The organism is Pseudomonas sp. GM49, from assembly GCF_000282355.1.
Lineage (GTDB): Bacteria > Pseudomonadota > Gammaproteobacteria > Pseudomonadales > Pseudomonadaceae > Aquipseudomonas.
Genome location: NZ_AKJL01000002.1, coordinates 19,946 through 35,718, shown reverse-complemented (window position 1 = coordinate 35,718; position 15,773 = coordinate 19,946). Strand labels below are relative to the sequence as shown.

Annotated in this window: 14 protein-coding genes; 8 read left to right on the top strand and 6 right to left on the bottom strand. The window is 59.1% G+C overall.

Going from position 1 to position 15,773, the window contains the following annotated elements:
- The 4 genes from PMI29_RS31695 to PMI29_RS29240 form a co-directional block, all read right to left on the bottom strand.
- A partial coding sequence (locus tag PMI29_RS31695) for an NfeD family protein (protein ID WP_007993166.1) occupies positions 1-123 on the bottom strand: 123 nt, incomplete at its 3' end.
- A gap of 8 nt (positions 124-131) precedes the next feature.
- Positions 132-1,052, bottom strand: coding sequence for an SPFH domain-containing protein (locus tag PMI29_RS29230; protein ID WP_007993164.1), 921 nt, complete (start codon positions 1,050-1,052; stop codon positions 132-134).
- Between the two features lie 70 nt (positions 1,053-1,122).
- On the bottom strand, positions 1,123-2,907 hold the full coding sequence (locus PMI29_RS29235) for a GspE/PulE family protein (RefSeq protein ID WP_007993162.1): 1,785 nt from the start codon (positions 2,905-2,907) through the stop codon (positions 1,123-1,125).
- Positions 2,908-2,997: 90 nt separating this feature from the next.
- Entirely contained in the window at positions 2,998-3,336 is a 339-nt protein-coding gene (locus tag PMI29_RS29240; RefSeq protein ID WP_007993160.1) for a hypothetical protein, read from the bottom strand.
- A 126-nt stretch (positions 3,337-3,462) separates the two neighbouring features.
- Between PMI29_RS29240 and PMI29_RS29245 the strand changes: the two genes are divergently transcribed.
- Entirely contained in the window at positions 3,463-3,933 is a 471-nt protein-coding gene (locus tag PMI29_RS29245) for an Lrp/AsnC family transcriptional regulator (RefSeq protein WP_007993158.1), read from the top strand.
- 117 nt (positions 3,934-4,050) lie between these two features.
- Here PMI29_RS29245 and PMI29_RS29250 read toward each other — a convergent pair whose 3' ends face one another.
- Complete coding sequence (locus PMI29_RS29250) at positions 4,051-5,418, bottom strand: CYTH domain-containing protein (RefSeq protein WP_007993156.1); 1,368 nt, start codon at positions 5,416-5,418, stop codon at positions 4,051-4,053.
- A 157-nt stretch (positions 5,419-5,575) separates the two neighbouring features.
- On the opposite strand from PMI29_RS29250, the gene argE reads away from it, so the two are divergent.
- On the top strand, positions 5,576-6,739 hold the full coding sequence (gene argE, locus PMI29_RS29255) for an acetylornithine deacetylase (RefSeq protein WP_007993155.1): 1,164 nt from the start codon (positions 5,576-5,578) through the stop codon (positions 6,737-6,739).
- Positions 6,740-7,001: 262 nt separating this feature from the next.
- Positions 7,002-8,300: an amino-acid N-acetyltransferase gene (gene argA / locus PMI29_RS29260; RefSeq protein WP_007993153.1), complete on the top strand. Its 1,299-nt coding sequence runs from the start codon at positions 7,002-7,004 to the stop codon at positions 8,298-8,300.
- Positions 8,301-8,408: 108 nt separating this feature from the next.
- Here the strand turns inward: argA and tauA are convergent, their stop codons facing one another.
- Complete coding sequence (gene tauA, locus PMI29_RS29265; protein ID WP_007993151.1) at positions 8,409-9,398, bottom strand: taurine ABC transporter substrate-binding protein; 990 nt, start codon at positions 9,396-9,398, stop codon at positions 8,409-8,411.
- Positions 9,399-9,762: 364 nt separating this feature from the next.
- Here tauA and PMI29_RS29270 point away from each other — a divergent pair, with 364 nt between their 5' ends.
- From PMI29_RS29270 to PMI29_RS29290, 5 genes are all read left to right on the top strand, one after another.
- Entirely contained in the window at positions 9,763-11,103 is a 1,341-nt protein-coding gene (locus PMI29_RS29270; protein WP_007993149.1) for an OprD family outer membrane porin, read from the top strand.
- Between the two features lie 412 nt (positions 11,104-11,515).
- Positions 11,516-12,856 (top strand): OprD family porin, encoded by a 1,341-nt coding sequence (locus PMI29_RS29275; protein ID WP_007993148.1) that lies wholly within the window; start codon positions 11,516-11,518, stop codon positions 12,854-12,856.
- A gap of 293 nt (positions 12,857-13,149) precedes the next feature.
- Positions 13,150-13,788, top strand: a complete 639-nt coding sequence (locus PMI29_RS29280) for a peroxiredoxin (RefSeq protein ID WP_007993146.1) — start codon at positions 13,150-13,152, stop codon at positions 13,786-13,788.
- A gap of 330 nt (positions 13,789-14,118) precedes the next feature.
- Complete coding sequence (gene ssuE, locus PMI29_RS29285) at positions 14,119-14,712, top strand: NADPH-dependent FMN reductase (protein WP_007993145.1); 594 nt, start codon at positions 14,119-14,121, stop codon at positions 14,710-14,712.
- 90 nt (positions 14,713-14,802) lie between these two features.
- Positions 14,803-15,768 (top strand): sulfonate ABC transporter substrate-binding protein, encoded by a 966-nt coding sequence (locus PMI29_RS29290; protein WP_007993143.1) that lies wholly within the window; start codon positions 14,803-14,805, stop codon positions 15,766-15,768.
- The last annotated feature ends 5 nt before the right edge of the window (positions 15,769-15,773 follow it).

Below are 15,773 nucleotides of genomic sequence, written 5' to 3'. Positions count from 1 at the left end.
GGCTGCCGCCGCCATGCCGATCCACAACAGGTAGCCGCCGGCGCCGAACACTTCAAGAATCAACAGCACCGTGCCCAGCGCTAACCAGTCCCAGAACGAAAGATGCTGCAAAAATGCCCACATGGCGCGCCTCAGGCTTTCTTGTTGTCGAAAGTGGCCTTGATGATTTCGCCAATGCCACCCACCGAGCCGATCATTGAACTGGCCTCCAGCGGCATCAGGATCACTTTGCTGTTGTTGGCCGAAGACAACTTGCCCAGCGCATCGATGTACTTCTGCGCCACGAAGTAGTTGACCGCTTGCACGTTGCCACTGGCGATGGCTTCGGACACCACTTTGGTGGCCTGGGCTTCTGCCGCGGCTTGCCGCTCGCGGGCTTCGGCTTCCAGGAATGCGGCCTGACGACTGCCTTCGGCTTCGAGGATCTGCGCCTGCTTCTTGCCTTCGGCAGTCAGGATCGCTGCGGCGCGCAGGCCTTCGGCTTCGAGGATCTGTGCGCGCTTGATCCGTTCGGCTTTCATCTGCCCCGACATCGCCGCCATCAGGTCGGCGGGTGGGCTGATGTCCTTGATCTCGATCCGGGTGATCTTGATGCCCCACGGCGCGGTCGCTTCATCGACGGTGCGCAGCAGTTTTTCGTTGATCCCGTCACGCTGGCTGAGCATGGCGTCGAGCTCCATCGAGCCGAGCACCGTACGGATGTTGGTTTGCAGCAGGTTGCGGATGGCGTGTTCGAGGTTGTTGACCTCGTAGGCCGCCTGGGCCGTGTTGACCACCTGGAAGAAACACACGGCGTCGATTTGCACCGTGGCGTTGTCGGCGGTGATGACTTCCTGCGGCGGAATATCCAGCACGCTTTCCATCACATTCATCTTGCGGCCGATGCGGTCCATGATCGGAACGATGACGTTCAGCCCCGGCTTGAGCGTGTTGGTGTAGCGCCCGAAACGCTCGACGGTCCATTCAAAGCCCTGGGGCACGGCCTTGATACCCATGAACAGAATGGCGGCCACCAGGCCGATAAAAAGCAAAAGCACGCTACCGATCTGCATAACGATTCCTTGTTGATGTGTGGAGTTGCATTCGCTGGAGTGTAGCGGTCCCGGATAGAACAGCGGGGGTTCAGTTCTGCTCGCTCTGGGGTGTCACTCGCAGAACCTCCTCGATGGTCGTCATCCCGGCGGCGACCTTTTGCGCTCCTGACAGCCGCAGGCTGCGCATGCCTTCCTTGAATGCCTGCCGTCGCACGGCCAGCAGATCGGTGTCGGGACTGATCAGCGCTTTGATGCTGTCGCTGAGCTGCATGATTTCGTAGACCCCGGCACGACCGTGATAACCGGTGTCGCGGCATTCCACGCAACCGGTGGCACGCTGGGCATTGGCCGGCAACGGTGCTTGCCAGGGACGGGTCAGGGTTTGCCAGTCGTCTTCGCCCAGCGTCAGCGGTGCCTTGCAGTGCGGGCACAGGGTTCGCACCAGTCGCTGGGCCATGACGCCGAGCACCGTGGCCTTGATCAGGTAGTGCGGCACGCCGAGCTCCAGCAGGCGGCTGATGGCACTGGGTGCATCGTTGGTGTGCAGAGTCGACAGCACCAGGTGCCCGGTGAGCGCAGCCTGGATCGCCATCTCCGCGGTTTCGAGGTCGCGGATCTCGCCGATCATGATGATGTCCGGGTCTTGCCGCATCAGCGCGCGCACACCGGCGGCGAAGGTCAGGTCGATGTTGTGCTGGACCTGCATCTGGTTGAACGCCGGCTCGATCATTTCAATCGGGTCTTCGATGGTGCAGAGGTTGACCTCCGGCGTCGCCAGTTTTTTCAGGGTGGTGTAGAGGGTAGTGGTCTTGCCCGAACCCGTCGGCCCGGTGACGAGAATGATGCCGTGGGGCTGGCGGGTCATGTCCTGCCAGCGGCGCAGGTCGTCGGCGGAGAAACCAAGCTGGTCGAAGTCCTTGAGCAATACTTCCGGGTCGAAGATCCGCATGACCATTTTTTCGCCGAAGGCTGTGGGCAATGTCGACAAGCGCAGTTCGACTTCGCCGCCGTCCGGGGTCTTGGTTTTCACCCGGCCGTCCTGGGGTTTGCGTTTCTCCGCGACGTTCATGCGCCCCAGGGTTTTCAGGCGACTGACGATGGCCATGGTGACCTGGGGCGGGAATTGATAAACGTTGTGCAGCACTCCGTCGATGCGAAAGCGCACCGTGCCTTGCTCGCGCCGGGGTTCGATGTGGATGTCGCTGGCGCGTTGCTGGAACGCGTACTGGAACAGCCAGTCGACGATGTTGACGATGTGTGCGTCGTTGGCGTCCGGCTCCTGATCGCTTGCGCCGAGGTTGAGCAGCTGTTCGAAATTGCCGAGGGTACTGACCTGCGAGTCGGCGTTGTTCGCCCCGGTGACCGACTTGGCCAGGCGGAAGAATTCGACGCTGAAGCGCTGGATGTCCGCCGGGTTGGCCACCACGCGCTTGACCGGCAATTTGAGCACGTGGGTCAGGTCGGCCTCCCAGCCGCTGACATAGGGCTGGGCGCTGGCCACGGTCACCGCCTCACGGTCGATCGATACCGCGAGGATTTTGTGGCGCTGGGCGAAGGCATAGGACATCAGCGGTGTCACGGCCGCGACGTTGATTTTCAACGGATCGATGCGCAGGTAAGGCTGGCCGGCCTGCCGGGATAGCCACAGGGTCAGGCTTTCGAGGTCCAGCTGTTTGCCGGGACGGCTGAGGTCATCCAGCTGTTGGCTGGCGATGAACTCCAGTGGATGCATCTGGCCATGGGCGGCGTTGCGGCGCCGGGCATTGAGCGCGTGTTCGGCCGAATCCTGGCTGATAAAGCCCTGGGCGACCAGTTCGCGCAGCACATCATTGAGATCCAGCCAGCGGTCCTGAAGGGCGAGTTGTACGGACATGCGGGCTCCTTTTGAACGACAGTCCGCAAAGGATAGCCGCGGCCCGGCTGACCGTTGGGCCACTACCCGACAAAGCCGTTTCGGGGTTTTTCAGCCCACCGCTTGAGCTGCTTCGGCCCACGCAGAATCAGCTTCTTGCAGCTCCACCGAGCAGACGCTGATCAGGTTACGAAGTTTTTCCGCAATCACTTGCGCGCGGTGCCAGCTCAAACCGTCGATGACGATCGCGATGTCCAGCCAGTCATCCTGGCGCTGCACGTTGACCTGTTCCGGCGTGAGCAATTGCAAGGCGAACAGGTTGAGGGCGCGGCACAGCAGGTCCGGTTCTGCCTCGGCCAGCATTTGATAGCGAACCCGGCAGTGGGTGTTGCTGATGTTCCAGACATCGGCGCGGGTGGACGGGGTGTTCACGGCTTCGAGATACGGCATGGTCGGGCTCCAAAATCAGTGGAGAAATTTTTACATCCTGTGCCGGGTATTTCTTCTCTATGATTGGCAAAATGACAGAAACGTCGAATCATTCAATTCGCGTGTTGATCAATAAAAGGTTTTTTTATGCAAAGCGAACTGGACAGTTACGACCGCAAGATTCTCGCCTTGCTGCAAGAGGACGCTTCGCTCTCCAGCGCGCAGATCGCCGAGCAGGTGGGTCTCTCGCAATCGCCGTGCTGGCGGCGGATTCAGCGGATGAAAGAGGAAGGCATCATTCGCGGCCAGGTAACTTTGCTCGACCGCAAGAAAATCGGTCTGAATACGCAGATCTTCGCGGAGGTGAAACTCAATGCCCACGGGCGTTCGAACTTCACCGAATTCACCGAGGCGATTCGCGGCTTTCCGGAGGTGCTGGAGTGTTACGTGCTGATGGGGGCGGTGGATTTCTTGCTGCGGATTGTCACGGCGGACATCGAGGCCTACGAGCGCTTCTTCTTCGAGAAGCTGTCGATGGTGCCGGGGATTCAGGAGGTCAACTCGATCGTGGCGTTGTCGGAGATCAAGTCGACTACCAGTTTGCCGGTGGTGCGCTGAGGGGGATGAAGGAGACTCTGTGGCGAGGGGGCTTGCCCCCGTTGGGTTGCGCAGCGACCCCAAAAAATGGGCCTGCTGCGCAGTCCAACGGGGGCAAGCCCCCTCGCCACTGGGGTATTACAGACGCAGCAGCATTTTCCAGGCACGGTTCTGATACACCGCAATCGCCTGCTGCTTGCGCGCATCCAGGACTTCGTCGGTGATCGATTCGTTGGCCAGTTGTGCCAGTTTGTTCAGCTCGCCGTACAGGCGATCCATTTCCGGAATCTCCAGCACGTTACGCGCATGGTGCAGCCAGACCTGGATGCGTTCGATGCGTGGCAGCTGCTCGGCCAGGTCTTCCGGCTGTTGCTGATAACGCTGCAATTGCAACGAAGTGGCTTCCTCGCCCAGCAGGCGTGGCAACCAACTGCCCAGTTGCGCAGCGCCCTGGCGATTGCCGCGGGTGTTGCGGTCGGCGGCCCAGGTGCGGGCCAGCAGCCAGCGTGAGGTGGTCAGGGAGAACAGGCCCCAGCGCGGGTCTTCGAGTTCTTCGAGGAACTGCTCCGGCGCGGCTTTGCGCACGTCTTCATCTTCCAGGCCGGCCTGGACCAGCGGGCGCCAGTCTTCCAGCAAGGCATCGAGGGCGACACGCAGATCGTGGGTCGACTGACGCGGTGCGGCCTGGCCGAGGCTGCTGATCAGGGCGCGCATTTCCGCGAGGTTTTCGACCCAGTCCTGCAACAGACGCCAGTGACCGTTGAAGCGATACTGTTCGGCCAGGCGCTGGCTGCTGCCCAGCAAATGCCAGCTCAGCGCGGCGAACGCGTCGTCCAGCGGTGTTTCGGCAGTGATCTGCGGCGCCGGCAGGCTCAACGAATAGCTGTGGGCGTCGTACAGGCGATAACCACGCTCGGCCTTGCTGATGTCACACGGCATCAGGGCCAGTTTCTCGGCCAGCTCGGCGGCCAGCTCCAGCAATGCGGCCGGCTCGCCTTCGCGCAGTTCCAGTTCCAGCTCACAGATTTCTTCTTTCTGCTTGCCGACCACGACGTGACCCAGGTCCAGCGCGGCTTCGATGACCACTTTGGTCTTGCCACGACCCCAGGCGATTTCCGCGCGTTCGCGGACGAAATCGGTGGTGAAGATCGGCTTCAGGGTTTTCTTGTCAAGTTCGGCCAGTTCCTCGGGCCAGCATTCGCCGTCGAGTTTCTTCAGGTCGAGCTTGGCTTTGGGCAGGTTCCAGTCGTACTCGTTACGCACCGACAAACCGGCGACGCTTTGGCCACGGGTCTTGAGGGTCTGAATCACTTCGTCGCCATCCTTGCGCAGGCGCAGGGCGACTTTGGCCTGGGCCAGGTCGCGTTCGGGCGTGTCGAAGTACTGGTTCATCAACTCACGGCGTTCCCAGCCACTTTTGTTGCGTTTTTTCAGTAACGGGTGCTCGCGCAGGGCGGCGAGGGTTTCGCGGCTGACGCGGAGTTTGATTTCGGTTTCTTTCTGCATGGCCGGAAAATCCAGGATCGGGAGCGCAGCCGGGGGAGTGTGTGGCTGCCAAGGTCGTGCAGTGTACAGGACTCAAGGTTAGTCCGCGCCGCGACGGTTTATTCCTGTCACCGGTTGGTTCTATGATGGACTTCAATTCGGGAGCCGGGAGTCAGCGATGTCATTGCCGTCGATGAAAGAACAATTCGCTGCGCTGATCGCCGCACCGTCCGTCAGTTGTACCCAGCCCAGTCTCGATCAAACCAACGGCCCGGTGATCGACCTGCTGGCAATGTGGCTCGGTGAGCTGGGCTTTACCTGCGAGATTCAGCAGGTCAGCCCCGGCAAGTTCAACCTGCTGGCGAGTTTCGGTTCCGGTCCTGGTGGCCTGGTGCTCGCCGGGCACAGCGACACCGTGCCGTTCGACGGTGCGTTGTGGCAGACCGATCCGCTGAAACTGACCGAAGTCGACGGTCGTTGGGTCGGTCTGGGCAGTTGCGACATGAAGGGCTTTTTCGCCCTGGCCATCGAAGCGGTCAAACCGCTGCTCGATCAACCGTTCAAGCAACCGTTGCTGATTCTCGCCACGTGTGACGAAGAAAGTTCGATGTCCGGCGCCCGCGCGCTGGCCGAAGCGGGGCGGCCGTTGGGACGCGCCGCGGTGATCGGTGAACCGACAGGGCTCAAGCCGATCCGCATGCACAAAGGCATCATGATGGAGCGCATCGACATCCTCGGTCAGAGCGGTCACTCCTCCGACCCGCGCCTGGGCCACAGCGCCCTGGAAGCGATGCACGATGCTATCGGTGAACTGCGCGGCCTGCGCTTGTTGTGGCAGCGCGAATTCCGCAATCCACAGTTTGGCGTGCCGACACCAACGATGAATTTCGGCTGCATCCATGGCGGCGACAACCCCAACCGCATCTGCGGCCAGTGTTCGCTGGAATTCGATTTGCGGCCGTTGCCCGGCATGGACCCCAAGGTCTTGCGTGCCGAGATCCTGCAGAAGCTCAACCCGATCGCCGAGCGGCATCAGGTCAGGATCGACTACGCGCCGCTGTTCCCGGAAGTGCCGCCCTTCGAGCAGGCCGCTGATGCGGAACTGGTGCGGCTGGCTGAAAAGCTTACCGGCCATAGCGCCGAAGCAGTGGCGTTCGGCACCGAAGCGCCTTATCTTCAGCGCCTTGGCTGTGAAACGCTGGTGCTTGGCCCGGGTGATATCGCCTGCGCCCACCAGCCGGGGGAATACCTCGAAATGTCACGTTTGCAGCCTACGGTGCATCTATTAAGGCAACTGATCGAACACTATTGCCTGACCACGACTCAAACCGCGGCCCTGTAGGAGCGAGCTTGCTCGCGATGAACGCAAGGGCCACGCGTCCATTCAGAAAGGTCGCGTAATCGTTGAAGTCCATCGCGAGCAAGCTCGCTCCTACAGGGGCTGTGATTTGCCTGACAAGCCGTATAAATTGCCGGTATTCAAACCCGTATTCATGAGGAGAGCGCGCGTGTCGCCAAGCCTGTTCCGACGATAACCATCAGCCCGCTGTGCGTTTTCAGTTTCGCCCTTTTTTTCGGCTGCTATTTATTACAGGCCCAGGTTCATGCCCGAATACGTCAATTGGCTTCGTCACGCTTCGCCTTACATCAACGCCCACCGCGATTGCACCTTTGTCGTCATGCTGCCCGGCGACGGCGTTGAACATCCGAACTTCGGCAATATCGTTCACGACCTGGTGCTGTTGCACAGCCTGGGCGTGCGTCTGGTGCTGGTTCACGGTTCCCGGCCGCAAATCGAAACGCGCCTCGCGGCCCGTGGCCTGACCCCGCATTACCACCACGGCATGCGCATCACCGATGCCGCGACCCTGGAGTGCGTGATCGACGCGGTCGGCCAGTTGCGCATTGCCATCGAGGCTCGCCTGTCGATGGACATGGCCTCGTCGCCGATGCAGGGCTCACGCTTGCGGGTGGCCAGCGGCAACCTGGTGACGGCACGGCCGATCGGCGTGCTCGAAGGCGTCGACTATCACCACACCGGCGAAGTGCGCCGGGTCGACCGCAAAGGCATCAACCGTCTGCTGGACGAGCGCTCCATCGTGTTGCTGTCGCCGCTGGGCTACTCGCCGACCGGGGAGATTTTCAACCTGGCCTGCGAAGACGTCGCCACTCGTGCGGCCATCGACCTGGGGGCGGACAAGCTGCTGCTGTTCGGCGCCGACCTGGGCCTGATCGATGAACACGGGCGCCTGGTACGCGAACTGCGTCCGCAGCAAGTGCCGGCGCATCTGCAACGGTTGGGCAGCAACTATCAGGCAGAATTGCTAGATGCCGCGGCCGATGCTTGCCGTGGCGGCGTAGCCCGCAGCCATATCGTCAGCTACGCCGAAGACGGTGCACTGTTGACCGAACTGTTCACCCGCGACGGTGGCGGTACGCTGGTGGCCCAGGAGCAATTCGAAGTGGTGCGCGAAGCGGCCATTGAAGACGTCGGTGGTTTGCTGGACTTGATCAGTCCGCTGGAAGAGCAAGGCATCCTGGTGCGCCGTTCCCGCGAGGTGCTGGAGCGCGAAATCGAGCAGTTCAGTGTGGTTGAGCGCGAAGGCATGATCATCGCCTGCGCGGCGCTGTATCAGATCGCCGATTCGGACGCGGGTGAGCTGGCGTGTCTGGCGGTGAATCCGGAGTACCGCCATGGCGGTCGCGGCGATGAGCTGCTGGAGCGCATTGAAGATCGCGCACGGGCTCAGGGGTTGAAAACCTTGTTCGTCCTCACCACCCGCACCGCGCACTGGTTCCGCGAACGTGGCTTCGAACCCAGCAGCGTCGACCGACTGCCGTCGGCGCGGGCGTCGCTTTACAACTATCAGCGTAATTCGAAGATCTTCGAAAAAGCCCTGTAATCGCGGCGCTCCCATCGCGAGCAAGCTCACTCCCACAGGTCTGCGGACATCAGAGAACCCTGTGGGAGCGAGCTTGCTCGCGATTGGCTGCACAGCAGCCTTCAGCTGTTATTCAGTGACAAACTTCGCGCTGACATACGGTGAGTAATCCGGCAGCACCGTCTCGACCTTCCCTTGTTCCTTCAAGAATTTCGCCGTCTCGCCAATGGCCTTGGCAGTGCCGCCGTCCAGCAATGCGGTGCTCTGTTGCGCCCGGGCATCCGGGAATGCGGAACCGGCCAATAGCTCCGGTACATCCGCGGCATTGGCACCGGTCAATTTGGCGATTTTCCGGACAGGCAGCGAATCAGCGGTCCATTGGTCTTTATGAGCGGCATAGTCGGCGAATGAATCCAGGGTGACCCTGGCGAACTTTGCCACGACCTCCGGGTGTCTTTCGGCGTAATCCTTGCGCGCCACCCAGACCTCAAAGGTTGGCGCCCCCCATTGGCCCACCTGTGCGCCATCGGTCAAGGTCTTGCCGTTCTTGCGGATTTCCCCCAGGGCAGGCGACCAGACAAACGCGCCATCAATATCACCACGTTTCCAGGCTGCCGCGATTTCCGCAGGCTGCAGGTTCACCACTTTGACTTTCGAGCTGTCCAGGCCCCAGTGCTTCAACGCGCCAAGCAGGCTGTAGTGGGAGGTTGAAACGAACGGTGTGGCGATGGTCTTTCCGATCAGATCTTGCGGATTTTCGATGCCGCTGCCGTTGCGCACCACCAGCGCTTCGGCAGCATTGATCTGGGCCGAGACGATGAACGCGACAATCGGCAGGTTGCGCGAGGCGGCAGCGGCCAGCGGACTGGAGCCGAGATTGCCGATTTGCACATCGCCGGAGGCAATCGCCGTGACCACTTCCGGGCCGCTATTGAAACGCCGCCAGTCGATGGGCTGGCCGATGGTTTTTTCATAAACGCCATCGGCCTGGGGGACTTTGCTGGGGTCGATGCCGGTTTGATAGCCGACGGTGAGGTTCGCCGCATGAGCGCTGAAAGAAAATGCGAACGATACACAAACTGTAACAATTGGTCCGGATAGTGCGCGTTTAGTCGTCATGGGGCCGCCTTTCGGTAAAGGATTTATTTCCGAATTACGTCAGAAATTAATCGATCTAAAAAAGCAAAAACAAATACCGATTAGGAATTAGCTTGTGAGAAAAACCCTCTATTCTGGGGTAGTTGGGGAGTTGGGAGCTAAATTCCTAAACGGTATTAGAAAAGAATCAGGTAATTCTTTTCAGGTTCATGACGAATTCATGACCCTGCAGGGACCAAAAAACCGGGGGTTAGACTATGGTCGTAGACACATATGGTTACGATTGACTTATGGGTCACGCTCTGGCGCTAATCGCGCATCTTAGGATTTCGGGCGTCGACTCGAGACCAGGAACACAAGAATTAGAATCGAGAGGAGCTACACAATGAACAAGTCCACCTTGGCTTTGGCCGTGGCCGTTGGGGTTTTGGGGCAGCAGGCAGGCGCCGCAGGTTTCCTGGAAGACAGCAAGGCGTCCATCAGTTCTCGCACCATGTATTACGACGCCGATATGCGTGAAGGTGCGAGCATTCCTGCCAACCGTCAGCGCGAAACCGCTGAGGGTCTGAAGTTCGACTACCTGTCCGGTTTTACCCAAGGTACTGTCGGCTTCGGTATCGATGCTCAGGCACTCGTCGGTATCCACCTGGATGGCGGCAAGGGGCATCACCCGACCGGTAACAGCAACTCATTCTTCCCTAGCGATGGCAATGAGGCGGCCGACGAGTGGAGCCGTCTGGATGGAAACGTCAAGGCGCGCTTCTCGAAGACCGAAGCCCACCTGGGTGGCGCTCTGGCACCGAACCTGCCGATCCTGATCGCGAACGACAGCCGTTTGCTGCCGCAGACCTTTGAAGGTGGCACCATCACCTCCAAAGAAATCGACAATGTGACCTTCAACTTGGGTCAACTGGAGCACGCGTCGGGTCGCGCCTCCTCGAACTCCACTGGCCTGTCTGTGGCTGGCGCTACTGAGGACAGTAATAAATTCCAATACGCCGGTGCTGACTGGAAGGTCACCAAAGACCTCTTGCTGCAGTACTACTATGCGAACCTGGAAGATTTCTACAAGCAGAATTTCCTCGGTCTGGTGCACGTCTACCCGATCGCGGCCAATCAGTCGTTCAAGACCGATATCCGTTATTTTGACAGCAGCTCCGACGGCAAGAACGGCGATCCGGGTTTCCGTTTCAACAACAACAACGGTTTCGCCAAGAACCCGGGTGAGGTCGATAACAAGACCTGGAGTGCCATGTTCACCTATACCCTGGGTGGCAACGCGTTCCTGATCGGGCATCAGCGTGTCAACGATGACGGCGGCTTCGTTTTCTTGAACCAAGGCAACCTTGTCGATAGCAACGGTAATCCTGAAGGTGCCGGCGGCGCGAGCTTCTACTCGTTTACCGATGCCACAGTCGGCAGCTTTATCCGTGCCGGTGAGAACACCACGTTCGGTCAGTACTCCTATGACTTCGCCTCCCTGGGCGTGCCAGGCTTGAAAGCTTCGATTGCTTACTTGAATGGCCAGGACATCAAGGCTACCAACGGTGTTGGTAAAGACCTGAGTGAGCACGAGACCGACGCGCGTATTGATTACGTGATTCAAACGGGCGCACTGAAAGGGTTTGGCACGACGCTGCGTCACGGTACCTACCGTGGCAACACCAGCACCCTTGACCAAGACCAGACCCGTCTGATCTTCAACTACACCTACAGCTTCATGTAAAAACCGTAAGAAAAAGCCCCGTCGGTTGGCGGGGCTTTTTTTTGCGTCGAACTTTATATTCCATAAACAAAGATGCTATTTCTTTTTTATTCTTTTTGGTTTTTAACCATCCCGCTTAAAGTGCGCCTGTCCGACACTCATCCCTGAGCTCGGATTCGGCAATTTCGTCCCTCGACAATTGATCAGGTTCAGGAATTGGCCTTGCCGCCGATTCCTCGGATCTGTCGTGGGAAGTCATATTCCCAACCGATATTAAAAAACATTAAGAAATTCTTTTTGGCTTTAAGGCCATGTATCCTGCGGCCCGCCAAACGACCGGCTCAGACGGTTTGCCGCGAATTTATGCATTCAGGATCCCGGGCAATCGATTCGGGACCAGGAACATCAGAATTAGAAACGAGAGGAGCGAAACATGAACAAGTCCACCTTGGCCATGGCTGTGGCCGTCGGGGTATTGGCCCAGCAGGCAAACGCCGCGGGTTTCATCGAAGACAGCAAGGCAACATTGGGGCTGCGCAACTTCTACATCAATACCGATAACCGTGACGGTGCCGGTGCCAACAAAAACGAAGAATGGGGCCAGGGCTTCGATCTGCGTTTCATCTCCGGTTACACCCAAGGCACTGTAGGTTTCGGTATCGACGCCATCGGTCTGCTGGGCGTCAAGCTGGATTCGGGCGGCGGCACCAACGGCGCCACGGCGACCTCTTACGGCGGCACGGTTTTCCCGAGCAAATCCAACGGCGAGGCGGTTGATAATTTCTCCAGCCTGGGCCTGACTGCCAAGGCCAAGGTTTCCCAGACCGAACTGAAGCTGGGCACCCTGCAGCCGAAAAACCCGGTGATCGTGACCAACGACGGCCGCCTGCTGCCGCAAACCTGGCAGGGTGGCCAGATCACTTCCGCCGAGATCAAGGACCTGTCGCTGGTCGGTGGTCAGATCGAAGCCGTTAAAGGCCGTAACTCCAGCAACAACGAGCAGATGTCGATTTCCGGTGCGAACACTCGCGGCACCAAATTCCGCGACAGCAACAAGTTCATCTACGCCGGTGGTGACTACAAAATCACCAAGGACCTGACGGCCCAGTACTACTACGGCAAGCTGGAAGAGTTCTACAAGCAACACTTCCTGGGTCTGGTTCACAACTGGGCAATCGGCCCGGGCGTGTTGAAGTCGGACTTCCGTTATTTCAACAGCTCTGATGATGGTGCCAACGGTCACGACCCTCTGTTCTTCACCACCGGCAACTACAACGCGCCAAACGGTAAAGGCAAGGTCGACAACAACCTGTACAGCGGCCTGTTCCTGTATTCGGTTGCCGGTCATACCTTTGGTGGCGGTTACCAGGTCAGCAACGGCAGCAGCGACTTCCCTTGGCTGAACCAGGGTGACGGTTCGTCGAACTACACCATCACCGATTCGCAAATCCAGAAGTTCGGCCGTGCCGGCGAGAAAACCTGGCAAGCACGCTACGCGTTCGACTTCGCCAAGGTCGGCGTACCTGGCCTGACCGCGGGTCTGGTGTACCTGCACGGCGACAATATCGATACCGTTAACGCCAAGGGTGGGGAGGCGGCCAACGGTGCTTCCGAGTGGGAGCGCGATCTGAGCGTGGCTTACGTGGTTCAGGAAGGTCCGCTGAAAAACCTGGGTCTGACATGGAAAAACGCTACCTGGCGCACCGATCTGCCGAACACGCGTTCGCAGGACGAAAACCGTGTGATTCTCAGCTACTCGATCCCGCTGTTGTAATAGCGCTCGCGTAACCGAGACAAAAAAAAGCCCCGCCCGGTATTGCACCGGGCGGGGCTTTTGCATTTCCAAGACGGGTTCACCCCCGTAATCCCGCCTTGAATTTCCCTCTTTGCAGCAACTCAAGGCCTTCTCGAACCTTGGGGACGATGTTCGGCGGGTTGTGTGTGCACGTCCAGTGAACAGATTTTTAATATTTCTTTTAGACCTAAATAAATCGATATTTATTCTTTTTAATAGATAAAAAACACAGGCACAGTTGAACCCATCAAGCACTCACAAGGAGCAGCACCATGGGTCTCAGACTTGGCGATATCGCCCCCGATTTCGAACAGAACTCCAGCGCCGGTATCATCCGTTTCCATCAGTGGCTGGGCGATAGCTGGGGCGTGCTGTTTTCCCATCCGGCGGATTTCACACCGGTGTGCACCACTGAATTGGGCTTCACCGCCAGGCTCAAGGATGAGTTCGCCCAGCGTGGAGTCAAGGCCATCGCGTTGTCGGTGGACCCAGTGGAGTCGCACCACAAGTGGATCGAGGACATCAACGAAACCCAGGACACTGTGGTCAACTTTCCGATCCTGGATGACGCCGACCGCAAGGTCTCGGACCTCTACGACCTGATCCATCCCAACGCCAACGACACCCTGACCGTACGCTCGCTGTTCGTGATCGACCCGAACAAAAAGGTTCGGCTGACGATTACCTACCCGGCGAGCACCGGCCGCAACTTCCATGAAATCCTGCGAGTGATCGACTCGCTGCAACTCACCGACAACTACAAGGTGGCCACACCGGCCAATTGGCAGGACGGTGATGAGGTGGTGATCGTGCCGTCGCTCAAGGATGAGGATGAAATCAAACAGCGCTTTCCCAAGGGCTATCGGGCGGTTAAGCCGTATTTGCGACTGACGCCGCAGCCGAACAGGTAAGTCTTTGGCATTCGCGGTGTGGCTGATACCGCCATCGCGAGCAAGCTCGCTCCCACAGTTGACCGCGTACCCCCTGTGGGAGCGAGCTTGCTCGCGATAGCGGCCGATCAGACGCAGCAGGATTCAAAGTTTGCATCCACAAAGCAGGGGATTTCAGGCCGTTTCGACGGCCTGTTTTTTTGCCCGGAAGAAGTCTGTTTATATATTTCTTTAATGCATAACTAAATGAATAAATATGATTTATGGATATATAAATCAGCTGTTAAGGTCACTACATCGAAGCGAGATCGCAAGCCGCGAATCGCCAACACCGTGCAAGGAATCGTCTGAATGTTGGTTGTCTCACTCGGTGGCAGTCCCAGTCAGCGCTCTCGTTCCGGGGTGCTGCTGGATCGCTCCCAACGTTGGTTGCAAGGGCAGGGCGTGGAAGTGGTGAGTTATCAGGTACGGGACTTCCCGGCCGAGGACTTGCTGCACGCACGCTTCGACAGCCCCAAGGTGATCGACCTGCTGCAACAGATTGAAAACGCCGATGGCCTGTTGATCGCCACACCGGTTTACAAGGCATCGTTTTCCGGGGCGCTGAAAGTCGTGCTGGATCTGCTGCCCGAACGCGCCTTAAGCCACAAGGTGGTTCTGCCGATGGCCACTGGCGGCAGCATCGCCCACATGTTGGCGGTGGATTACGCGCTCAAGCCGGTGCTGTCGGCCTTGAAGGCCCAGGAAATGCTGCAGGGGATTTTCGCCGTCGACAGTCAGATCGCTTACGGCGAAGGCAGCGCCCTGGCGCAGTTGGCGCCGGAGCTGGAGCAACGGCTGAATGAATCGCTGGAGCTGTTTTTCAGTGCCATGGCACGACGGCCCAAGCCGCTCGATCCGAACCTGTTGAATGATCGTTTGCTGAGTGCTCGCTGGAGCATTTAAGCCTCACCGAAAAATTGAAGTACTGGCCTTACTCGCCCGCCAACGGGCAAGCAGGTGCAGCCAAAACCCAACTGCAAAAAGGAGAGCGCCATGCGCCCTGTCATTTTGCGTCGTGGTCTGGTCGCTCTGTTTGCTGCGGCTGTCACCTTCGGCGCCATTACTCAAGCTCAGGCCGAGACGTTACGCATCGGCTATCAGAAGTACGGCACTCTGGTGCTGCTCAAAGCCAAAGGCACCCTGGAAAAACGTCTCGCCGCCCAAGGCGTGGACGTGCAATGGACTGAATTCCCCGGTGGCCCGCAACTGCTTGAAGGCCTGAACGTCGGCTCCATCGACTTCGGCGTTACCGGCGAAACACCGCCAGTGTTCGCTCAAGCGGCTGGCGCAGATCTGCTCTACGTCGCCTATGAACCGCCAGCGCCCCACAGCGAAGCGATCCTGGTGCCGAAGGACTCGCCGATCAAATCGGTAGCCGAGCTCAAGGACAAGAAAGTCGTGCTCAACAAAGGCTCCAACGTGCACTACCTGCTGGTGCGTGCGCTGGAAGATGCCGGTCTCAAGTACACCGACATCCAGACCGTCTTCCTGCCGCCGGCCGATGCCCGCGCCGCGTTCGAGCGTGGCAGCGTCGACGCCTGGGTGATCTGGGACCCGTACCAGGCCGCCGCCGAACAGCAACTGCAAGCGCGCACCCTGCGCGATGGCCAGGGCATCGTCGACAACCACCAGTTCTACCTGGCGACCAAGCCTTACGCGCAAAAGAATCCCGAGGTGATCAAGACCCTGGTGGAAGAAGTGCGCGCGGTCGGCGAGTGGTCCAGGGCCAATCCCCAGGAGGTGACTGAACAGGTGTCGCCACTGCTCGGCCTGCCGGCGGATATCACCCTGACCGCGGTGAAACGCCAGGGCTACGGCGCGCTGCTCCTCACCCCGGAAGTGGTCGCGGCACAGCAGAAAATCGCCGACAGCTTCTACCAACTCAAGCTGATTCCCAAGCCGTTGAGCATCAAAGACGTGATCTGGACGCCGCCGGCCGCCGTTGCGAAAGCCCAATAATTCGA

Coding starts and splice junctions, on each gene's coding strand:
- PMI29_RS29230 (WP_007993164.1), bottom strand. CDS start 1,052: ATGCAGATCGGTAGCGTGCTTTTGCTTTTTATCGGCCTGGTGGCCGCC.
- PMI29_RS29235 (WP_007993162.1), bottom strand. CDS start 2,907: ATGTCCGTACAACTCGCCCTTCAGGACCGCTGGCTGGATCTCAATGAT.
- PMI29_RS29240 (WP_007993160.1), bottom strand. CDS start 3,336: ATGCCGTATCTCGAAGCCGTGAACACCCCGTCCACCCGCGCCGATGTC.
- PMI29_RS29245 (WP_007993158.1), top strand. CDS start 3,463: ATGCAAAGCGAACTGGACAGTTACGACCGCAAGATTCTCGCCTTGCTG.
- PMI29_RS29250 (WP_007993156.1), bottom strand. CDS start 5,418: ATGCAGAAAGAAACCGAAATCAAACTCCGCGTCAGCCGCGAAACCCTC.
- argE (WP_007993155.1), top strand. CDS start 5,576: ATGTCATTGCCGTCGATGAAAGAACAATTCGCTGCGCTGATCGCCGCA.
- argA (WP_007993153.1), top strand. CDS start 7,002: ATGCCCGAATACGTCAATTGGCTTCGTCACGCTTCGCCTTACATCAAC.
- tauA (WP_007993151.1), bottom strand. CDS start 9,398: ATGACGACTAAACGCGCACTATCCGGACCAATTGTTACAGTTTGTGTA.
- PMI29_RS29270 (WP_007993149.1), top strand. CDS start 9,763: ATGAACAAGTCCACCTTGGCTTTGGCCGTGGCCGTTGGGGTTTTGGGG.
- PMI29_RS29275 (WP_007993148.1), top strand. CDS start 11,516: ATGAACAAGTCCACCTTGGCCATGGCTGTGGCCGTCGGGGTATTGGCC.
- PMI29_RS29280 (WP_007993146.1), top strand. CDS start 13,150: ATGGGTCTCAGACTTGGCGATATCGCCCCCGATTTCGAACAGAACTCC.
- ssuE (WP_007993145.1), top strand. CDS start 14,119: ATGTTGGTTGTCTCACTCGGTGGCAGTCCCAGTCAGCGCTCTCGTTCC.
- PMI29_RS29290 (WP_007993143.1), top strand. CDS start 14,803: ATGCGCCCTGTCATTTTGCGTCGTGGTCTGGTCGCTCTGTTTGCTGCG.